Source organism: Nonomuraea solani (assembly GCF_900108335.1).
GTDB classification, from domain to species: Bacteria; Actinomycetota; Actinomycetes; order Streptosporangiales; family Streptosporangiaceae; genus Nonomuraea; species Nonomuraea solani.
The window spans coordinates 724,983-739,576 of record NZ_FNVT01000003.1; the positions used below are offsets into that span (position 1 = coordinate 724,983).

At 70.2% G+C, this 14,594-nt stretch carries 18 protein-coding genes; 10 read left to right on the top strand and 8 right to left on the bottom strand.

What is annotated here, in order from left to right:
• Nucleotides 1-62: 62 nt before the first annotated feature.
• From C4V41_RS14435 to C4V41_RS14445, 4 genes are all read left to right on the top strand, one after another.
• Nucleotides 63-338 carry an SHOCT domain-containing protein gene (locus tag C4V41_RS14435; protein WP_200823973.1) on the top strand — a complete coding sequence of 92 codons (276 nt, stop codon included), beginning with the start codon at nt 63-65 and terminating at the stop codon, nt 336-338.
• A gap of 91 nt (nt 339-429) precedes the next feature.
• The gene (locus C4V41_RS62925; RefSeq protein ID WP_200823974.1) at nt 430-630 is read left to right on the top strand and encodes a hypothetical protein; all 201 of its coding nucleotides are present in this window, start codon (nt 430-432) and stop codon (nt 628-630) included.
• A 20-nt stretch (nt 631-650) separates the two neighbouring features.
• Nucleotides 651-1,526: an urease accessory protein UreH domain-containing protein gene (locus tag C4V41_RS14440; RefSeq protein ID WP_268808604.1), complete on the top strand. Its 876-nt coding sequence runs from the start codon at nt 651-653 to the stop codon at nt 1,524-1,526.
• 54 nt (nt 1,527-1,580) lie between these two features.
• Nucleotides 1,581-2,966 carry a tetratricopeptide repeat protein gene (locus C4V41_RS14445; RefSeq protein WP_146103657.1) on the top strand — a complete coding sequence of 462 codons (1,386 nt, stop codon included), beginning with the start codon at nt 1,581-1,583 and terminating at the stop codon, nt 2,964-2,966.
• Here the strand turns inward: C4V41_RS14445 and C4V41_RS14450 are convergent, their stop codons facing one another.
• The 3 genes from C4V41_RS14450 to C4V41_RS14460 all read right to left on the bottom strand — a co-directional run bounded on the left by C4V41_RS14450 (nt 2,967) and on the right by C4V41_RS14460 (nt 5,894).
• Nucleotides 2,967-3,332, bottom strand: a complete 366-nt coding sequence (locus C4V41_RS14450) for a VOC family protein (RefSeq protein WP_103956317.1) — start codon at nt 3,330-3,332, stop codon at nt 2,967-2,969.
• An 8-nt stretch (nt 3,333-3,340) separates the two neighbouring features.
• The gene (gene ald / locus C4V41_RS14455) at nt 3,341-4,450 is read right to left on the bottom strand and encodes an alanine dehydrogenase (protein ID WP_103956318.1); all 1,110 of its coding nucleotides are present in this window, start codon (nt 4,448-4,450) and stop codon (nt 3,341-3,343) included.
• Nucleotides 4,451-4,511: 61 nt separating this feature from the next.
• Nucleotides 4,512-5,894, bottom strand: coding sequence for an aspartate aminotransferase family protein (locus C4V41_RS14460; protein ID WP_103956319.1), 1,383 nt, complete (start codon nt 5,892-5,894; stop codon nt 4,512-4,514).
• 296 nt (nt 5,895-6,190) lie between these two features.
• Here C4V41_RS14460 and C4V41_RS14465 point away from each other — a divergent pair, with 296 nt between their 5' ends.
• From C4V41_RS14465 to C4V41_RS14475, 3 genes are all read left to right on the top strand, one after another.
• Nucleotides 6,191-7,546: a dipeptidase gene (locus C4V41_RS14465; RefSeq protein ID WP_103956320.1), complete on the top strand. Its 1,356-nt coding sequence runs from the start codon at nt 6,191-6,193 to the stop codon at nt 7,544-7,546.
• 773 nt (nt 7,547-8,319) lie between these two features.
• Nucleotides 8,320-8,934 (top strand): RNA polymerase sigma factor, encoded by a 615-nt coding sequence (locus C4V41_RS14470; RefSeq protein WP_103956321.1) that lies wholly within the window; start codon nt 8,320-8,322, stop codon nt 8,932-8,934.
• A 65-nt stretch (nt 8,935-8,999) separates the two neighbouring features.
• Nucleotides 9,000-9,893, top strand: coding sequence for a CU044_5270 family protein (locus C4V41_RS14475; RefSeq protein ID WP_146103658.1), 894 nt, complete (start codon nt 9,000-9,002; stop codon nt 9,891-9,893).
• On the opposite strand, the gene C4V41_RS14480 is transcribed toward C4V41_RS14475, so the two are convergent.
• Nucleotides 9,881-10,420, bottom strand: a complete 540-nt coding sequence (locus C4V41_RS14480; protein ID WP_103956323.1) for a TetR/AcrR family transcriptional regulator — start codon at nt 10,418-10,420, stop codon at nt 9,881-9,883. The two genes, C4V41_RS14475 and C4V41_RS14480, sit on opposite strands and share 13 nt — an antisense overlap.
• A gap of 92 nt (nt 10,421-10,512) precedes the next feature.
• Between C4V41_RS14480 and C4V41_RS14485 the strand changes: the two genes are divergently transcribed.
• Nucleotides 10,513-10,917, top strand: coding sequence for an ester cyclase (locus C4V41_RS14485; protein ID WP_103956324.1), 405 nt, complete (start codon nt 10,513-10,515; stop codon nt 10,915-10,917).
• On the opposite strand, the gene C4V41_RS62930 is transcribed toward C4V41_RS14485, so the two are convergent.
• The 4 genes from C4V41_RS62930 to C4V41_RS14500 form a co-directional block, all read right to left on the bottom strand.
• Nucleotides 10,911-11,084 carry a hypothetical protein gene (locus C4V41_RS62930; RefSeq protein ID WP_200823975.1) on the bottom strand — a complete coding sequence of 58 codons (174 nt, stop codon included), beginning with the start codon at nt 11,082-11,084 and terminating at the stop codon, nt 10,911-10,913. The genes C4V41_RS14485 and C4V41_RS62930 overlap by 7 nt on opposite strands.
• A gap of 9 nt (nt 11,085-11,093) precedes the next feature.
• On the bottom strand, nt 11,094-11,681 hold the full coding sequence (locus C4V41_RS14490) for a winged helix-turn-helix domain-containing protein (RefSeq protein WP_103956325.1): 588 nt from the start codon (nt 11,679-11,681) through the stop codon (nt 11,094-11,096).
• Nucleotides 11,682-11,726: 45 nt separating this feature from the next.
• A complete protein-coding gene (locus tag C4V41_RS14495; RefSeq protein ID WP_103956326.1) occupies nt 11,727-12,230 on the bottom strand; it encodes a pyridoxamine 5'-phosphate oxidase family protein in 504 nt (167 codons plus the stop codon).
• 139 nt (nt 12,231-12,369) lie between these two features.
• The gene (locus C4V41_RS14500; RefSeq protein WP_103956327.1) at nt 12,370-12,900 is read right to left on the bottom strand and encodes a cysteine dioxygenase family protein; all 531 of its coding nucleotides are present in this window, start codon (nt 12,898-12,900) and stop codon (nt 12,370-12,372) included.
• Nucleotides 12,901-13,010: 110 nt separating this feature from the next.
• Here C4V41_RS14500 and C4V41_RS14505 point away from each other — a divergent pair, with 110 nt between their 5' ends.
• Both C4V41_RS14505 and C4V41_RS14510 read left to right on the top strand, forming a co-directional pair.
• Nucleotides 13,011-13,871 carry a LysR family transcriptional regulator gene (locus C4V41_RS14505; RefSeq protein WP_103956328.1) on the top strand — a complete coding sequence of 287 codons (861 nt, stop codon included), beginning with the start codon at nt 13,011-13,013 and terminating at the stop codon, nt 13,869-13,871.
• A gap of 21 nt (nt 13,872-13,892) precedes the next feature.
• Entirely contained in the window at nt 13,893-14,519 is a 627-nt protein-coding gene (locus tag C4V41_RS14510; RefSeq protein ID WP_103956329.1) for a LysE family translocator, read from the top strand.
• Nucleotides 14,520-14,594 lie beyond the last annotated feature (75 nt).

Here is a 14,594-nt window from a genome sequence, read left to right on the forward strand (position 1 = left end):
TGTGTCCGATTCGCCGCGCCCTCTTCCGGCGGACCCTTGAGGTACACGTCAAGGAGGAGACCATGAACATGATCACCCAATGGGCGCCGCACTGGGGCGCCGGGGGTTTCTCGCCGATCTTCCCGGCCTTCTGGGGCCTGTTCTGGATCGCGGTCGTCGCGCTGGTCGTCACGGCCCGGCGCAGGGGCTGGTGGGGGCCGCGCCGTACACCGGCGACGGCCGGACCCTCGCCCACCGCGTCCGCTGAGCAGATCCTCGCCGAGCGGTACGCCCGGGGCGAGATGAGCGACGACGAGTACTTCGAGAGGATGTCCGTACTCAGGGGCGGATCGTCGTAAACGTCACCATGAGTGCGACAACTGTCACTGGCCGCGTTCACCAGGCGGCGTTACGTTGCGTATACGGCTTCCTAACGGAGTGGGGACGCGCATGCGGTCCATCGCCAGGTTCTGCGGCCAGTGCAGTTGCGGCTGCCCCGAACTCTTCGTCGACCACGATGCTCCCGCCGAGCGCCAGGTGGTCATCACCGACGACTTCGGGCAGCGCGTGGAGATGAGCCTCGACCAGTTCGGCTCCGTCGTGGAGGCGGCGAAGAGCGGGGCCCTCGACGGCCTCGCGCTCGTCCGCTGAGCGCACAGGCCGCCGGCCTGCTGGCCGGCGGGCTCGCCGCCGGGCTCGTCGCGGGGACCGCCACCTGCACCGCCGCACAGGGCGGGCTGCTCGTGGGCCTCGTCGGCGACCGCCGGGGGCGCGATCCCGTGCTGGTCGGCTGGTTCCTGGCGGGGCGGCTGGTCTCGTACACCGTGGCCGGGGCGCTGCTCGGGCTGCTCGGCTCGGCCGTCAGCCTGCCGCCGCGGGCGCGGGCGGTGCTGCTGGTCGTCGCCGGTCTCACGGTCGTCGCCTTCGCGCTCAGGCTCATCCGGCGCGGGCGCGCCGGGTGCGCGCCGCCGGCGCCCCGGGCCCTGTCGCGGTACCGAGCGCCGCTGCTGGGCGCGGCCACCATCCTGGTGCCCTGCGGCGTGACCCTCGGCATGGAGATGCTCGCCGTCGCCAGCGGCTCGCCGGTGGCGGGGGCGGCGGTCATGGCGGGGTTCGTGGCCGGCACAGCGCCGGCGTTCGCGCTGCTGGGGTACGTGCTGCGGCGCGTCTCGCACACCCGGCTGGCGCGGCTGGCCGGGGTGGTGGCCATCGCCGCCGGGCTCTGGACCGCCGGCATCGGGATCAACCTGGGCGGCTGGCTCCTGCCGCCCAGGTTGATCCCGGCGCCCGCCGAGGGGCCCGGGGCCGGGACGGTCACCGTGTGGGCGACCCGCGAGGGGTATCGTCCCGCGATGGTGACGGCGCGGGCGGGCGTACCCGTCGAAGTGGTCTTCAAGCTGGTCGATCGGGGCTGCACGGCGACCGTCACGATCGGCGGGCGCGACGTCGCGCTGCCGGCCACCGTGCGCCTGCCGCCGCAGCGGCCCGGCTCGATGCGGTACGTCTGCGGGATGGGCATGTACACGGGCTTCATCAACTTCTCGTAGGCCTTGTCGGCGATTACTGTTCGCGATCGCGTGATCACATGCCACTCTGTCGCCATGTCCTGGCAAGGAGAGGTGGCGGCGCCGGCCGTACCGGCACCGCGGGTGGGAGACGAGTCCGAGTTGCTGACCGCCGCGCAGGCGGGTGACGCGACGGCCGCGCATCGGCTCGGCAAGCTCTACGCGCAGCACGGCGACCGCGGGTCCGCCAAGCACTGGTGGGAGCGGGCCGCGGCGGGCGGCAACATCGACAGCGCCTACAACCTGGGCATCTGGCACGAGAAGCACGGCAGCCTGGAAGAGGCCGTCACCTGGTACGAAGCCGCCGCGAGCACCGGCGACACCGAGGCGGCGACGAACCTGGCCACGCTCCTGCTGGAGCAGCGCGGCGACGCCGAGGCGGCCAGGGTGTGGTTCGAGAGCGCGGCCACGGGCGGGTCCAGGACGGCGGCCCGCAGGCTGGCGTTGTTGTGCGAGGACGCGGGCGAGCTGGCCCAGGCGCGCGAGTGGCACCGCCAGGCGGCCGGCGACGGCGACGTGGCCTCGGCCCACGACCTGGGCTTCCTGGCGTACTCGTCGGGCGAGGACTCGGAGACCGTGCGCTGGTGGGAGTGCGGGTCCAGGGGCGGCCACGCGGAGTCGGCGTACTGCATGGGCCTCTACCTGCACGCCAGCCGCGACCCCGAGGGCGCCGAAGCCTACTACCGGCTGGCCGCCAGGAGCGAGCATCCCGGCGCCGCCTCCCGGCTCGGCGGGGTGGCGCTGTCGAGGGGCGACCTGCGTACCGCGCGGGCCTGGTTCGAGCAGGCCGCCGCGGCCGGGCGGGTGGAGGACCAGCGGATGGCCGGGTTCGTCTGCGTGGAGCTGAGCGACAGCGCGGCGGCCAGCCACTGGTTCGGCCGCGCGGCGGCCGGCGGGGACGCCGAGTCGGCCTACAACTACGGCCTGCTGCTCATCGCCGAGTTCGGCGACCTGGCGGGCGGGCAGCACTGGTTCCGGCAGGCCGCGCAGGCCGGGCACCACGAGGCCGCGGTCGAGCTGGGCGGGCTGCTGTCGGTGGCCGGCGAGCACGGCGAGGCCCAGGAGTGGCTGTCCGACCCGCCGCCGCCCGCCTGGGGCCGCCCGGCCGAGCCGGAGCTGACCGCGCGGGCGGAGCTGGCCTCGGCCGCCACCGGCCGCCGGGGCGGTGTCGCGCTGCCGGTGGCGGACCTGGCCGAGGTCCTCGGCACGTGGGACCTGGTCACCAGGCCGCTGCACGACCATTCGGACGTCCAGGGCTGGCTGGTGGAGCGCAGCGGCGTGCACGCGAGCGCCGTGGAGCACCTGGCGTCGGTACGCGGCACGCTGCTGCGGCCCGGCAGCTCGCCCTGGCCCAGCCCGGGCGAGCTGCGGCACGTCCTGGCCACCGCCCGCGACCTGCGGCGGCGGCTCGGCATGCGGTGATCAGCGCTGGCCGAGGTGGAACAGGTGACCTTCCTCGTCCTTGAACACCGCCGACCAGCCCCACGGCTGCCGCGTCGGCTCCTGCGTGAACTCGACACCGCGCGCCGCCAGCTCCCTGTGCGTCTGGACGATGTCGCCGGCCTCGAACATCACGTAGCCGGGCAGGTCCTTGCCGAGCGCCGGCCCCTTGGGGTCGGCCTTGTGGAGGACCAGCCGGGGGCCGCCGTCCGGTGCCTGGACCTCCAGCCAGCGGTCCTCGCCGTACGGCATGTCCCTGGTGATCTCGAAGCCCATCTTGCCGGTCCAGAAGTCGGCCGCCCGCTGCTGGTCCTCGACGTAGATGGTGATCTGGCTGATGCTGAGCATCTTCGCCCCTAGATCAGGTCGGCCACCGGCGTGTACGGCAGGCCGAGCGCCTGGGCGACCGGCTCGTTGGTGAGCAGGCCGTTGTGCGTGTTGAGCCCGCCCGCCAGGCCGGCGTCGGCCTTGAGCGCCTCGCGCCAGCCCAGGTTGGCCAGCTTGACGGCGTACGGGAGCGTCGCGTTGGTCAGGGCGTAGGTGGAGGTGTTGGCCACCGAGCCCGGCATGTTGGCCACGCAGTAGAAGACCGACTCGTGCACCTTGTACGTGGGCTCGGCGTGCGTGGTCGGACGCGAGTCCTCGAAGCAGCCGCCCTGGTCGATGGCGATGTCCACCAGCACGGAGCCCGCCTTCATGCGTGACACCAGGTCGTTGGAGACCAGCGTCGGAGCCTTGGCGCCGGGGATCAGCACCGCGCCGATGACCAGGTCGGCCTGGAGGACCTCCTGCTCGATCGCGTACCGGGTGGAGATCAGCGTCTTGAGCCGGCCCTGGTAGATGGCGTCGATCTGGCGCAGGCGGTCGATGTTGGTGTCGAGGACGGTGACGTCGGCGCCCATGCCGACGGCGATCTGCGCGGCGTTCAGCCCGGAGACGCCGCCGCCGATCACGACCACCTTCGCCGGGGCCACGCCGGGCACGCCGCCCGGCAGGACGCCCCTGCCGCCGTTGAAGCGCATCAGGTTGTACGCGCCCACCTGCGGCGCCAGCCGGCCCGCGACCTCGGACATCGGGGCCAGCAGCGGCAGGGCGTTGCCCACCTGGACGGTCTCGTACGCGATGCCCGTCGTCTTCCCCGCCAGCAGCGCGTCGGTGCACGGCCGGGAGGCGGCCAGGTGCAGGTACGTGAACAGCACCAGCCCCTCACGCAGCCGGTGGTACTCCTCGGCGATCGGCTCCTTCACCTTGAGCACCATGTCCGCTTCGCCCCACACGGCGTCGGCGCCGTCCAGGATCTTCGCGCCCGCCGAGAGATACTCCTCGTCGGTGATCTGGGAGCCCAGGCCCGCGTTCCGCTGGACCAGGACGTCGTGGCCGTTGCGAACCAGCTCGTGTACGCCGGCCGGAGTGGCGGCGACGCGATATTCGTGGTTTTTGACCTCGGCCGGGACGCCGATCTTCATTGCGGTGGATCCTTTCGGGAACCGGCACACCGTTGTGCCGGATTGAGGGGTGTTACAGCTCTTACAGCCGTGCCCACGCTTCGGTGAGCACGCCGCGCAGGATCTGCCCGATCTCGTCGAACTCCTTCGGCCCCGCCACCAGCGGCGGCGCGAGCTGGATCACGGGGTCGCCACGGTCGTCGGCGCGGCAGTAGAGGCCCGCGTCGAACAGCGCCTTCGACAGGAACCCGCGCAGCAACCGCTCGGACTCGTCGGCGTCGAAGGTCTCCTTGGTGGTCTTGTCCTTGACCAGCTCGATGCCCCAGAAGTAGCCGGCGCCGCGCACGTCGCCGACGATGGGCAGGTCGCGCAGGTCGTCGAGGGTCTGCTGGAACAGCGGCTCGTTCTTCGTGACGTGGCCGAGCAGGTCTTCGCGCTCGAAGATGTCGAGGTTGGCCAGCGCCACCGCCGAGGACACCGGGTGACCGCCGAAAGTGTAGCCGTGGGCGAACATGGTGTCGCCGTTCTTGAACGGCTCGAACAGCCGCTCGTGCGCGATCATGGCGCCGATCGGCGAGTAGCCGCTGGTCATGCCCTTGGCGCAGGTGATGATGTCGGGCACGTAGTCGAACTTCTGGCCGCCGAACATGGTGCCCAGCCGGCCGAAGGCGCAGATGACCTCGTCGGAGACGAGCAGCACGTCGTACTCGTCGCAGATCTCGCGCAGGCGCTGGAAGTAGCCGGGCGGCGGCGGGAAACAACCGCCGGCGTTCTGTACGGGCTCCGCGAAGACGGCGGCCACCGTGTCGGGGCCCTCCATCTCGATGGCGCGGGCCACCCGGTCGGCGGCCCAGATGCCGTACTCCTCGGGCGTCATGCCCTTGACGCCGGTGATCTCGTCGGCGCGGTAGTGGTTGGTGTTGGGCACGCGCACGGACCCCGGCACCAGCGGCTCGAACATCTGCTTGAACGCCGGGATGCCGGTGATCGACAACGCGCCCTGCGGGGTGCCGTGATAGGCGATCTGGCGGCTGATGACCTTGTGCTTGAGCGGCTTGCCGACCAGCTTGTAGTACTGCTTGGCCAGCTTCCAGGCCGACTCGACCGCCTCGCCACCGCCGGTCGTGAAGAAGACGCGGTTGAGCTCGCCCGGCGTGTAGGCGGCCAGGCGCTGGGCCAGCTCGGCGGCCTTCGGGTGGGCGTAGGACCACAGCGGGAAGAAGGCCAGCTCCTGCGCCTGCTTCGCGGCGGCCTCGGCCAGCTCCTGGCGGCCGTGGCCCACCTGGACCACGAACAGCCCGGCCAGCCCGTCCAGATAACGCTTGCCGTGGATGTCGTAGATGTGGGATCCCTCACCCCGCACGATGGTGGGGATCTCGGCCTGCTGGTAGGCGCTGTGCCTGGTGAAGTGCAACCACAGGTTGTCCTGCGCGGCCTTGAGGACGTCGTATTCCGGCTGCGTCATGGCTATCTTCCCTCGTATCTCAACTTCCCACAGTCTGCAGGTTCCCCTGTCGATTTGCCAAGCGAATCGGTCGCACCACTATGCAAGAAAACGGGTATCCGCAGAACCGGTATGTAACGGCAACGAAATCCGAAGGTAGATTGGCCCGTGGGTCAGGGCCAGGCCGCCTGCCCCGTTTCCGCAGCGTGGGGCCGGTTGTGATCCAATGAGAGCGAACCATTGCTAACCGCTAAGAAGTGCTGTAGACCGCCGATCCTCGTTGATACCGATGAGAACGACCCCCGGGGGACCGTCCTGTGACTCCTGACCAGATTGAGAGCGCTGTCCGCGCCGCGATGCCACAGGCCATTGAGGACCTCAAGCGTCTGGCCGCCATCCCGTCCGTGGCCTTCCCGGGGCATCCGGAAGAGCCCGTCTACGCCGCCGCCTCCCTGACGGAGGAGCTGCTGCGCTCCGCCGGCCTGCCGCGCGTCCAGCAGGTGCAGGTGGACGGCAGCTTCCCGGCCATCTACGGCGAGGCGCCCGCGCCTCCCGGCATGCCGACCGTCCTGCTCTACGCGCATTACGACGTCCAGCCGGCCGGTGACCCGGCCGCGTGGCGCACCCCGCCGTTCGAGCCGACCCTGATCGACGGCCGCCTGTACGGGCGCGGCTGCGCCGACGACAAGTCCGGCGTCATCTCCCACATCGCCGCCCTGCGCACCTTCCAGGGCCGCTTCCCCGTGGGTATCAAGGTCATCATCGAGGGCCAGGAAGAATACGCGGGCGAGCGCCTGGAGGCGTTCGTCGAGCGCAACCCCGACCTGCTGCGGGCCGACGCCATCGTGGTCGCCGACACCGGCAACCCGCGCGTCGGCGACCCTGCTGTCACGACCTCGCTGCGCGGCATGGCCGCCTTCACCATCGAGGTCCGCACTCTGCAGGGCGCCGTCCACAGCGGCTCGTTCGGCGGCGCCGCCCCTGACGCGCTGGCGGCGCTCATGCGCATGCTGACCTCGCTGCACGGGGACAACGGCGACATCCGCGTACCCGGGCTGCCGCGGGGCGCCTTCCTGGGGCAGGGGCCTTCGGAGGAGGAGTTCAGGAAGACGGCCGGGGTGCTCGAAGGGGTGTCGCTGGTGGGCTCGGGCTCGCTGGCGGACCGCCTGTGGTCGTCGTACGCCATCACGGTCACCGGCCTCGACGTGCCGTCGGTTTCGGGCGCGGTCAACGCCGTCCAGCCGGCCGCGCGGGCCCGGGTGACGGTCCGCGTACCTCCGGCGGGCGACCCGAAGACGACCGTGAACGCGGTCGTGGAGTTCCTGCGCCAGGTGGCGCCATGGGGCGTACAGGTGTCGTTCGGCGACTTCACGGTGGGCTCCGGCTTCCAGGCGGACTCGGGCGGCAAGGCCCGCGCGGCCCTCAACCGCGCCATGGAGTGGGCCTTCGGCCGCCCGCCGCGTGACGTGGGGGCTGGCGGCTCGATCCCGCTGGTGAACACGCTGCTCAAGCAGTTCCCTGCGGCGGAGATCCTGCTGTTCGGGGCGGAGGACGAGGACGCGGCCATCCACGCGCCTAACGAGCGGGTGGACCTGGAAGAACTCCGCAAGGTGGTCACCACGGAGGCCCTGTTCCTCCACGAACTAAGCCTGCCTTCGGCATTGGGCGTCTGAGGTTTTCGCAGGGGGCGCTATGAGCACAAGCCTCAGGCGCCTCCCCCACCCGTTGCCCGATTACCGGGTGGGCCGCCCGACACCCACCCCAAAAGGGCTTCGCAAGGGGGCGCTACGCGCCACAGGGCTCAGACGCTCTCATTTAGGCGCCTCCGGCGCAACCCCCGCGCCTCCGGCGCCATCGCCCACCCGCTGCCCGATTACCGGCCTCAGGGAGCCCACCCGGACGCCCGCGTCAGCGCCGCGACCACGGCCTTGGGGTCATTTCCCCCGGCTCCACCACAGGTCAAGGCCGCCGCCTGGCATAAGTAGCGGCGCTTTCACAACAACCTGCCCCGAGTCAGGCGTTCGGCTCGTGTGAGAACGAGTCAACAAACGCCTCAACTCCGGACGCGGTGCCGGTCCACGGCCACCATCGACAGCTCGACCGGATCGCGCATCGAGCGGAAGTTCGCCACCTCGAAGCGGATCAGCACTGCATCACTCCTCGCATAGGCATTATTTCGTCGAAGATCTGCGAAATCGGAGCTCTGACTGCATCCGAAGTGCGCGCCGCAACTCGCCTTCAAGCGTCCAGACGCGCCTCAACCTGGTCTCGGTCGGTCGATGCCGCCGTTCCAGGGGAGTCGGCCCTCGAAGCAGGTCTGCTTCCGGTGCTGTTGTGAAGATCTTGCAGGAGTCCGTCGTGTGTTCCTCCGGAAAATTCATGGAACCGCCGCCCCGGCTCGTGGCAATTACTCCTGTCATGTCCAGAGACACCCGAGAGGCAAGAGATGCGACACGAAAGCCGGGCGAGCGTTTCGTCACGGCCCGGCGCCGCGGGGGCGGATGGCGGGGTCGTGGGGGGCGGGCTGTCCCGGTACGAGTCCGAGCGGGTCGGCTCCCTGTTCGTCCAGCATGCCCCCGAGCTCAAACGGTACGTGGTGCGGCGGCTGGGGCTGGAGCCGGCCGATGACATCGTGGCGGAGACGTTCGCCGTGGCTCTGCAGCGGCTCGACTCCTACGACGGGAGGCTCGGCGACGAGCGGTCCTGGTTGTACGGGATCGCCACCAACCTCATCGGGCGCCACCGTCGCCGTGAGATCGGCCTTTACAGAGCACTGAGCCGGACAGGGGCCGACTCGGTGATCGAGCCGTTCACCGATGAGGTCGATCGGCGGGTGGCCGCCGACGGGGTGAGCCGGCGGCTGGCCAAGGCGCTGGGTGGGCTGTCGCAGAAGCATCGGGACACGTTGCTGCTGGTGACGTGGACGGAGCTCACGTACGAGGAGGCGGCGGTGGCGCTGGGTGTGCCCGTGGGGACCGTGCGATCCCGGGTGAACCGGGCTCGGAGCAGGTTGCGCCGGGTGCTGGCTGGGATCGATCCGACCGTGGTCGACGAGGGATGAGGGGATGGCCGATGGTAGACGAGATCGAGCTGCTCAGGAAGATGCGGGGCGAGGTGCCTGAGCGTATGGACGTCGTGGGGGCGGAGCGCAGGCTGGCCGCGATGGTGAACGGGGCTCCTGCCGTGCGGCGGCCGAAGCCTGTGCATCGGGTGCGGATCGGGCTGGCGCTGGCCGGGGCCTGTGCGGTGGTGGTCGCCGCGGTGGCGGTGGTTCAGGCGCAGGAAGGTAAGGATGTGGGGGTGCGGCCGCCGGGTGGGAACGGCCTTGCGCGGCCGTCAGGGGGGAGCAACGGCGTGGTGGCGGTGTTGGAGCGGGCGGCGCTTGTGGCGAGCCGGAGTTCCGTTGCCGGGATTCGGTCTGACCAGTGGTTCTACCTGAAAGAGTCGCAGCACCTGGGTGGCGATCTGCCGGCCTTCGAGAGCTGGGATCGGATGGACGGCCGCAGGTCGGCGGTCCGGGTGGAGGGCGAGGAACTGCGGGTGGGTGCCGCGGAGAAGGGGCCGACGCACGTGGGGCGTACGCAGAAGGAGGTCGAGGCGTTGCCGTCCGACCCGGACGCGCTTTTGCGGCACTTCCGGGGGCTGGAGAAGGAGCGCAGCCCTTTGTCGATCTGCCACCCTCGCTGCGCGCCGGAGATCGCGGACGACGTCAAGGTGTTCGGGGCGATCGGGTGGTACATGAAGTTCGGGCCGATGATTCCGCCGGAGACGGTGGCGGGGATGTACCGGGCGCTGGCCAAGATTCCGAACGTGTCCGTCGAGGAGGGCGTCACGGACGCGGACGGCCGTCAGGGCATCGGGGTGGTGTTCGATGCCGGCGACGGAGTCAAGGGGTACTACATCCTCGATCCGGATGATTACCACTACATGGGGGTCAAAGTGGTGCGGGCCGATGGTGAGTCGGCGGGGATGTCGGTGCTCGGTTCCGGCATCGTGGACGAGCCTGGTCAGACGCCATGACAGCGTGACACGAGGGACAGGAGGCGTTCGGCCTGAGAGCGGTCGGTGGCGGCCAGGGCTATGCCTTTGACGAGGGTCAGCAGGTCGCGTACGTCCAGGTCGGCGTGGACGTCGCCGGCTCGTTTGGCCTCCTCCAGCAGGTTCGAGGCGGTGTCGAGCATGGCGCGGTGCCAGTCGGCGTGTTGCGTGGCCGAGTCGTCGGTGACGGCCAGGGCCAGGTCGCGTTTGGTGGTGATGTGGTCCATGAAGAGCCGTAGCCAGTGGCGGAGTGCCTGGGCCGGTGGCTCGGTGGTGCGCAGGGTCTCGGCGCTGGCGCAGAGCTGGGCCACCTCGTCGGCGTAGACGGCGGCCAGCAGGTCGGAGCGGGTGGGAAAGTGCCGGTACATGGTGGCGTTTCCGACTCCGGCGCGGCGGGCGACGTCGTCCAGCGGGGCTTCGGTGCCGCGTTCGGCGAACAACTGGGCGGCGGCGGCCAGCAGGAGGTCGCGGTTGCGCTGCGCGTCGGCCCGTAGAGGGCGCGGTTTCAATGAGCACTCCTTGCTAAGTGGGGAAGTCCCCGGTTAGTGTAGCCGGGGATACGAAACGGGGAACTCCCCACTTAGGTCAGGAGGGTGCGCCAATGAGAGCAGGAGATGTGCATCGGCGGATACTTGAGCTATATCCGGAGGTTCTCGCGACCGGGCGGATGGACGAGGCGCTGGACCTCATCGACCCTGACGTGATCGACCATCGGGGCGGTACGGACGGCGACCACCACGGGCTGGCGGCGTGGCGGCAGAAGTGGGAGCGGGCGGTCTCCGGGGAGACGGGCTTCCACGACGTTTCGGTCACGGTCGAGCAGAACGTCTGCGATGGCGATCTGTCGGCCAACGTCTATCTCAGCCGGGGGACGCACACGGCCTCAGGCCGCCGGTACGAGGTGCGTGGCATGGACCTGATCCGGGTACGGGACGGCCGGATCGTCGAGCACTGGGCCGTCAGGGACGCGGTGGCCATGCGCCACCAGCTCGGATTCGATCAGTAGTCGACGGTCCGCCGGTGGACGAGGCGTAGGCCCGTTTCGATCAGGGCCCAGCCCAGCCGTATCTCCCACATGCGAGGCGCGGGCCGCGTCAGGCGGTGGTGGTCGGCGGCGGCTCTCAGTTCATGGGCTCTTGCCTGCTCGACATACAGGTATATGTCGGGATCCATTGGGCTCTCCTAAGTCCGGAACGGGAATCCGTGCGCGTGCACGGCGACGTTCTCGCGGCCCTCCATGTCGCCCGCCTCCCGGGCCGCCTTGGCCCGGGTCTGCCACCGGGCGACGAGCTCGTCGAGCTCCTCCTTCAGCTCCCGCAGCTCGTCGGCCGTGAGCGGCATCAGGTATTCGGAGCCGAAGGCCGCATTGCGCCAGCCGGTGTCCCAGGTCTGCTTCGTGTCGAGGTAGGTCTCGTACATCTCGCCGTGCTGCCGGGCGTACACACGCGAGACGGCGGTGTGGACGGCGGCGCGCTCGGGCGCGTCGCTGAAGTCCTCGTCCATGGTGGTGATCCGGGTGGCCACCGGCTGCCACCAGCGCTCGCGGCCGTCGCCGCGGCCCGCCTCGGCCTCCTCGATGATGCCGTGGGTGGCCAGCTTGCGCAGGTGGTAGCTGACCAGCGAGACGGCCTCGTCCACCTGGTCGGCGAGCTGCGAGGCCGTCGCCGTGCCCGCCACGTAGAGCGCCCGGTAGAGCTTGATGCGCAGGGGGTGCCCCAGGGCCTTCAGCGTGTCGAGGTCCTTGACGCGGTGGATCTTCCTGGTGGCCATGACACCACCATAAAAGCAAAAGGAAAGTTGCGCAAATAAATTTTCCTAATCGGTGGCGGGACTCCAGCGGATCTGCGCGTAGTCGCCCTTGCGGAAGCCCAGGACCTTCGCCGGGGCCACCTCGAAGACCAGGGCGGGCCCGGCGTCGGGGTTCACGAAGACGCCGTCGCCGACCTCGTAGTGCCATTCGGCGCCGTACTTGGACTCCCAGGCCTCGGCCAGCCGCTTGAGCCTGCCGGGGTCCGTGACCCGCTCGGCCAGGCCCTCCACCACCAGGTCAAGGCCCTCGTGCAGGGAGCTGGCGCCGGTAGTGAGCGCGCAGTGGCGGTTGGACTCCAGGTTGCGGGCCTTCTGCTCCTCCGGGCCCGTACAGAAGTAGATCGCGTCGTCCCGCCAGACGGCCATCAGCGTCGTGACGTGGGGGCGGCCGTCGGTGCGTACGGTGCTCAGCCAGTACGTCTCCGCCCGTTCGAGTTGGTCGCGCGCCTGCTCCCAGGGCGTCGGAGCAGTGTCGGGGGCGCTGAACCGCGTGTCCAGTTTCGTGTCCATGGTCACTCCTCTGTCTCAAAGGACAGACCTGCCCGGGAGCGGGAACTCATCGCCCCGGGGGAAGGGGACGCCGGCACCGTGGTCGACGCGACCGCCGCGACCTGGTCGTGGTGGCCCATTCGCGGGGCCGCTCGACGAGCTATCTGATCGGCAGGTCGTAGACGCGGCGCACGCTGCTGCCGAGCCGGCTCACGTCGGCGCCGTAAACGTGCACCGACACCCCGACCTCCGCGCTCGTGTTGCGCACCCGGTGAATGTCCCCGGGCGGCGCGAACCCGCTGACCTCCCCCGGCAGGTTGTCGGCCCGCCCGATCTCCACCAGATGGTCGCCCATGTCGCGGTAGAGCGTCTCGTGCTCGATACCGCTGAGGATCCCGAACGTGCACCACGACACGTGGTCGTGGATCACCGTGTACTGGCCGGGCCGCCACACCACGGCCACGACCGAGAAGTGCTCCTCGGCGTACAGGATGTGGGAGAGGTAGCCGTCGGGTGAGCCCGCGCGCTCCTCGGGCGTCAGGAGGTCGAGGTCGGGAAGGTGCGCGCGGAGCACGTCGGCGACGGCGGTCGCGCTCTCGCGGAGCCCGAGCCTCCGGGCGACGACCTGGGACACGCCCGACACCAGCGGGTGGAGTCCTGGCCTGATGGCTGTGGTGGCGGCCATATTCATGGGATTCCCCTAGGGAAAATCAGTAATCTGCCTTCCCCTCCTACAGTCCTGCATCTCGACCGATAGGTCCAACAGAAGTCTTCTGGGGCATCCATAGATATGATTGATGAATGCTAGACGTCGTGCGCCTGCGCGTCCTCGTCACGGTCGCCCGCAAGGGCTCGCTGACCGCGGCGGCCAAGGAGCTGCACTACTCCCAGCCCTCGGTCAGTCACCACCTTGCCAGGCTGGAGGCGGAGACCGGCGCCAAGCTCATCCAGCGCGCGGGGCGCGGCATCAGGCTCACCGAGGCGGGCCGGCTGCTGGCGGAGCGGGCCGCCGACATCATCGGCCGCCTCGACGCCACCGCCGACGAACTGGCCGCGCACGTGGGGCTGCGCTCGGGCCGCGTACGGCTGGCCGCCTTCCCCTCCGCGCTGGGCACGTTCATCCCCAAGGCGGCCGGGCTCCTGGCCGGCGCGCATCCCGGGCTGCGGCTGCAGCTCACCGAGACCGAGCCGCCCGAGGCCCTGCGGCTGCTGCGGGCCGGGCGGGTGGACGTGGCGGTGATGTTCCGCTACGACGACACCGCCCCCGAGGACGGCGGCCTGCACCTCGTCCACCTGCTCGACGACCCCAGCTACCTGGTGTCCAACGGCCCGGCGGGCGCGCTGGCCGACCACGCCGATTCGGCCTGGATCGCCGGGTGCGACCGGTGCCGCAGCCATCTGCTGGACGTCTGCGAGCGGGCGGGGTTCGAGCCGCGGATCGCGTTCACCAGCGACGACATCGTGGCGGTGCAGGCGCTGGTGGCGGCCGGGCTGGGGCTGACCATGCTGCCGGGGCTCGCGCTGCGCGCCCATCGCCATCCCGACGTCGAGGTGGCGGAGGTGCCGGGCTCGACCAGGCACGTGTACGCCGCCGTCTACGGCGAACCCCCGTACCCACCGGCCACGGACGCTCTTCTGAAGGCCCTCGAAGAAAGTCTTTGACGCGACCTTTACCATGGCCCCATGCCGGACATTTCCACCCTTGCCATCTTCTGTGCGGCCACGCTCGGGCTGCTGATCGTGCCCGGGCCGGCGGTCCTCTACATCGTCACCAGGAGCGTCTCCCAAGGCCGGGGCGCGGGCCTGATCTCGGTGCTCGGCGTGCACGCCGGCTCCCTGGTCCACGTCGGCGCCGCCGCGCTCGGCATCAGCGCCCTGCTGGCGGCCTCGGCCACGGCGTTCACCGTGGTCAAGTACGTCGGCGTGGCCTACCTCCTCTGGCTCGGCGTGCGCAAGCTGATGCGCAGGGGCGACGACCAGGAGCTGATCGAGATCCAGGTGCAGTCGAAGCGGCGGCTGTTCTGGGAGGGGTTCGTGGTCAACGTGCTCAACCCCAAGACGGCCATCTTCTTCATGGCGTTCCTCCCGCATTTCACCGACCCGGCCGCGGGGCCCGTCGGTGTGCAGATCCTGGTGCTCGGGGTGCTCTGGATCGTGCTGGGGATGGCCTCGGACGGGACGTACGCGATGCTCGCCTCGGCCCTCGCCGGCCGGGTACGCGGTTCCGCCCGCGCCCGCCGCCGGCTGGACGTGGGCAGCGGGGTGGTGTACCTCGGGCTGGCGGCCTGGCTCACGACCGAGAAGGCATGACAAGCCGCGAAATTTCTAGGCCATAGTGCGATAGTGAGATCACAGGCTGACCGGGGGCGGCACGTCGGGACGTAG

What these genes read in the sequence shown, in the direction of transcription:
- C4V41_RS14510 (WP_103956329.1), top strand. Translation starts at nt 13,893, where the DNA reads ATGCCGGACATTTCCACCCTTGCCATCTTCTGTGCGGCCACGCTCGGG.
- C4V41_RS14500 (WP_103956327.1), bottom strand. Translation starts at nt 12,900, where the DNA reads ATGAATATGGCCGCCACCACAGCCATCAGGCCAGGACTCCACCCGCTG.
- C4V41_RS14445 (WP_146103657.1), top strand. Translation starts at nt 1,581, where the DNA reads ATGTCCTGGCAAGGAGAGGTGGCGGCGCCGGCCGTACCGGCACCGCGG.
- C4V41_RS14450 (WP_103956317.1), bottom strand. Translation starts at nt 3,332, where the DNA reads ATGCTCAGCATCAGCCAGATCACCATCTACGTCGAGGACCAGCAGCGG.
- C4V41_RS14435 (WP_200823973.1), top strand. Translation starts at nt 63, where the DNA reads ATGAACATGATCACCCAATGGGCGCCGCACTGGGGCGCCGGGGGTTTC.
- C4V41_RS62930 (WP_200823975.1), bottom strand. Translation starts at nt 11,084, where the DNA reads ATGGATCCCGACATATACCTGTATGTCGAGCAGGCAAGAGCCCATGAA.
- C4V41_RS14470 (WP_103956321.1), top strand. Translation starts at nt 8,320, where the DNA reads ATGCGACACGAAAGCCGGGCGAGCGTTTCGTCACGGCCCGGCGCCGCG.
- C4V41_RS14485 (WP_103956324.1), top strand. Translation starts at nt 10,513, where the DNA reads ATGAGAGCAGGAGATGTGCATCGGCGGATACTTGAGCTATATCCGGAG.
- C4V41_RS14475 (WP_146103658.1), top strand. Translation starts at nt 9,000, where the DNA reads ATGGACGTCGTGGGGGCGGAGCGCAGGCTGGCCGCGATGGTGAACGGG.
- C4V41_RS14505 (WP_103956328.1), top strand. Translation starts at nt 13,011, where the DNA reads ATGCTAGACGTCGTGCGCCTGCGCGTCCTCGTCACGGTCGCCCGCAAG.
- C4V41_RS14460 (WP_103956319.1), bottom strand. Translation starts at nt 5,894, where the DNA reads ATGACGCAGCCGGAATACGACGTCCTCAAGGCCGCGCAGGACAACCTG.
- C4V41_RS14495 (WP_103956326.1), bottom strand. Translation starts at nt 12,230, where the DNA reads ATGGACACGAAACTGGACACGCGGTTCAGCGCCCCCGACACTGCTCCG.
- C4V41_RS62925 (WP_200823974.1), top strand. Translation starts at nt 430, where the DNA reads ATGCGGTCCATCGCCAGGTTCTGCGGCCAGTGCAGTTGCGGCTGCCCC.
- ald (WP_103956318.1), bottom strand. Translation starts at nt 4,450, where the DNA reads ATGAAGATCGGCGTCCCGGCCGAGGTCAAAAACCACGAATATCGCGTC.
- C4V41_RS14490 (WP_103956325.1), bottom strand. Translation starts at nt 11,681, where the DNA reads ATGGCCACCAGGAAGATCCACCGCGTCAAGGACCTCGACACGCTGAAG.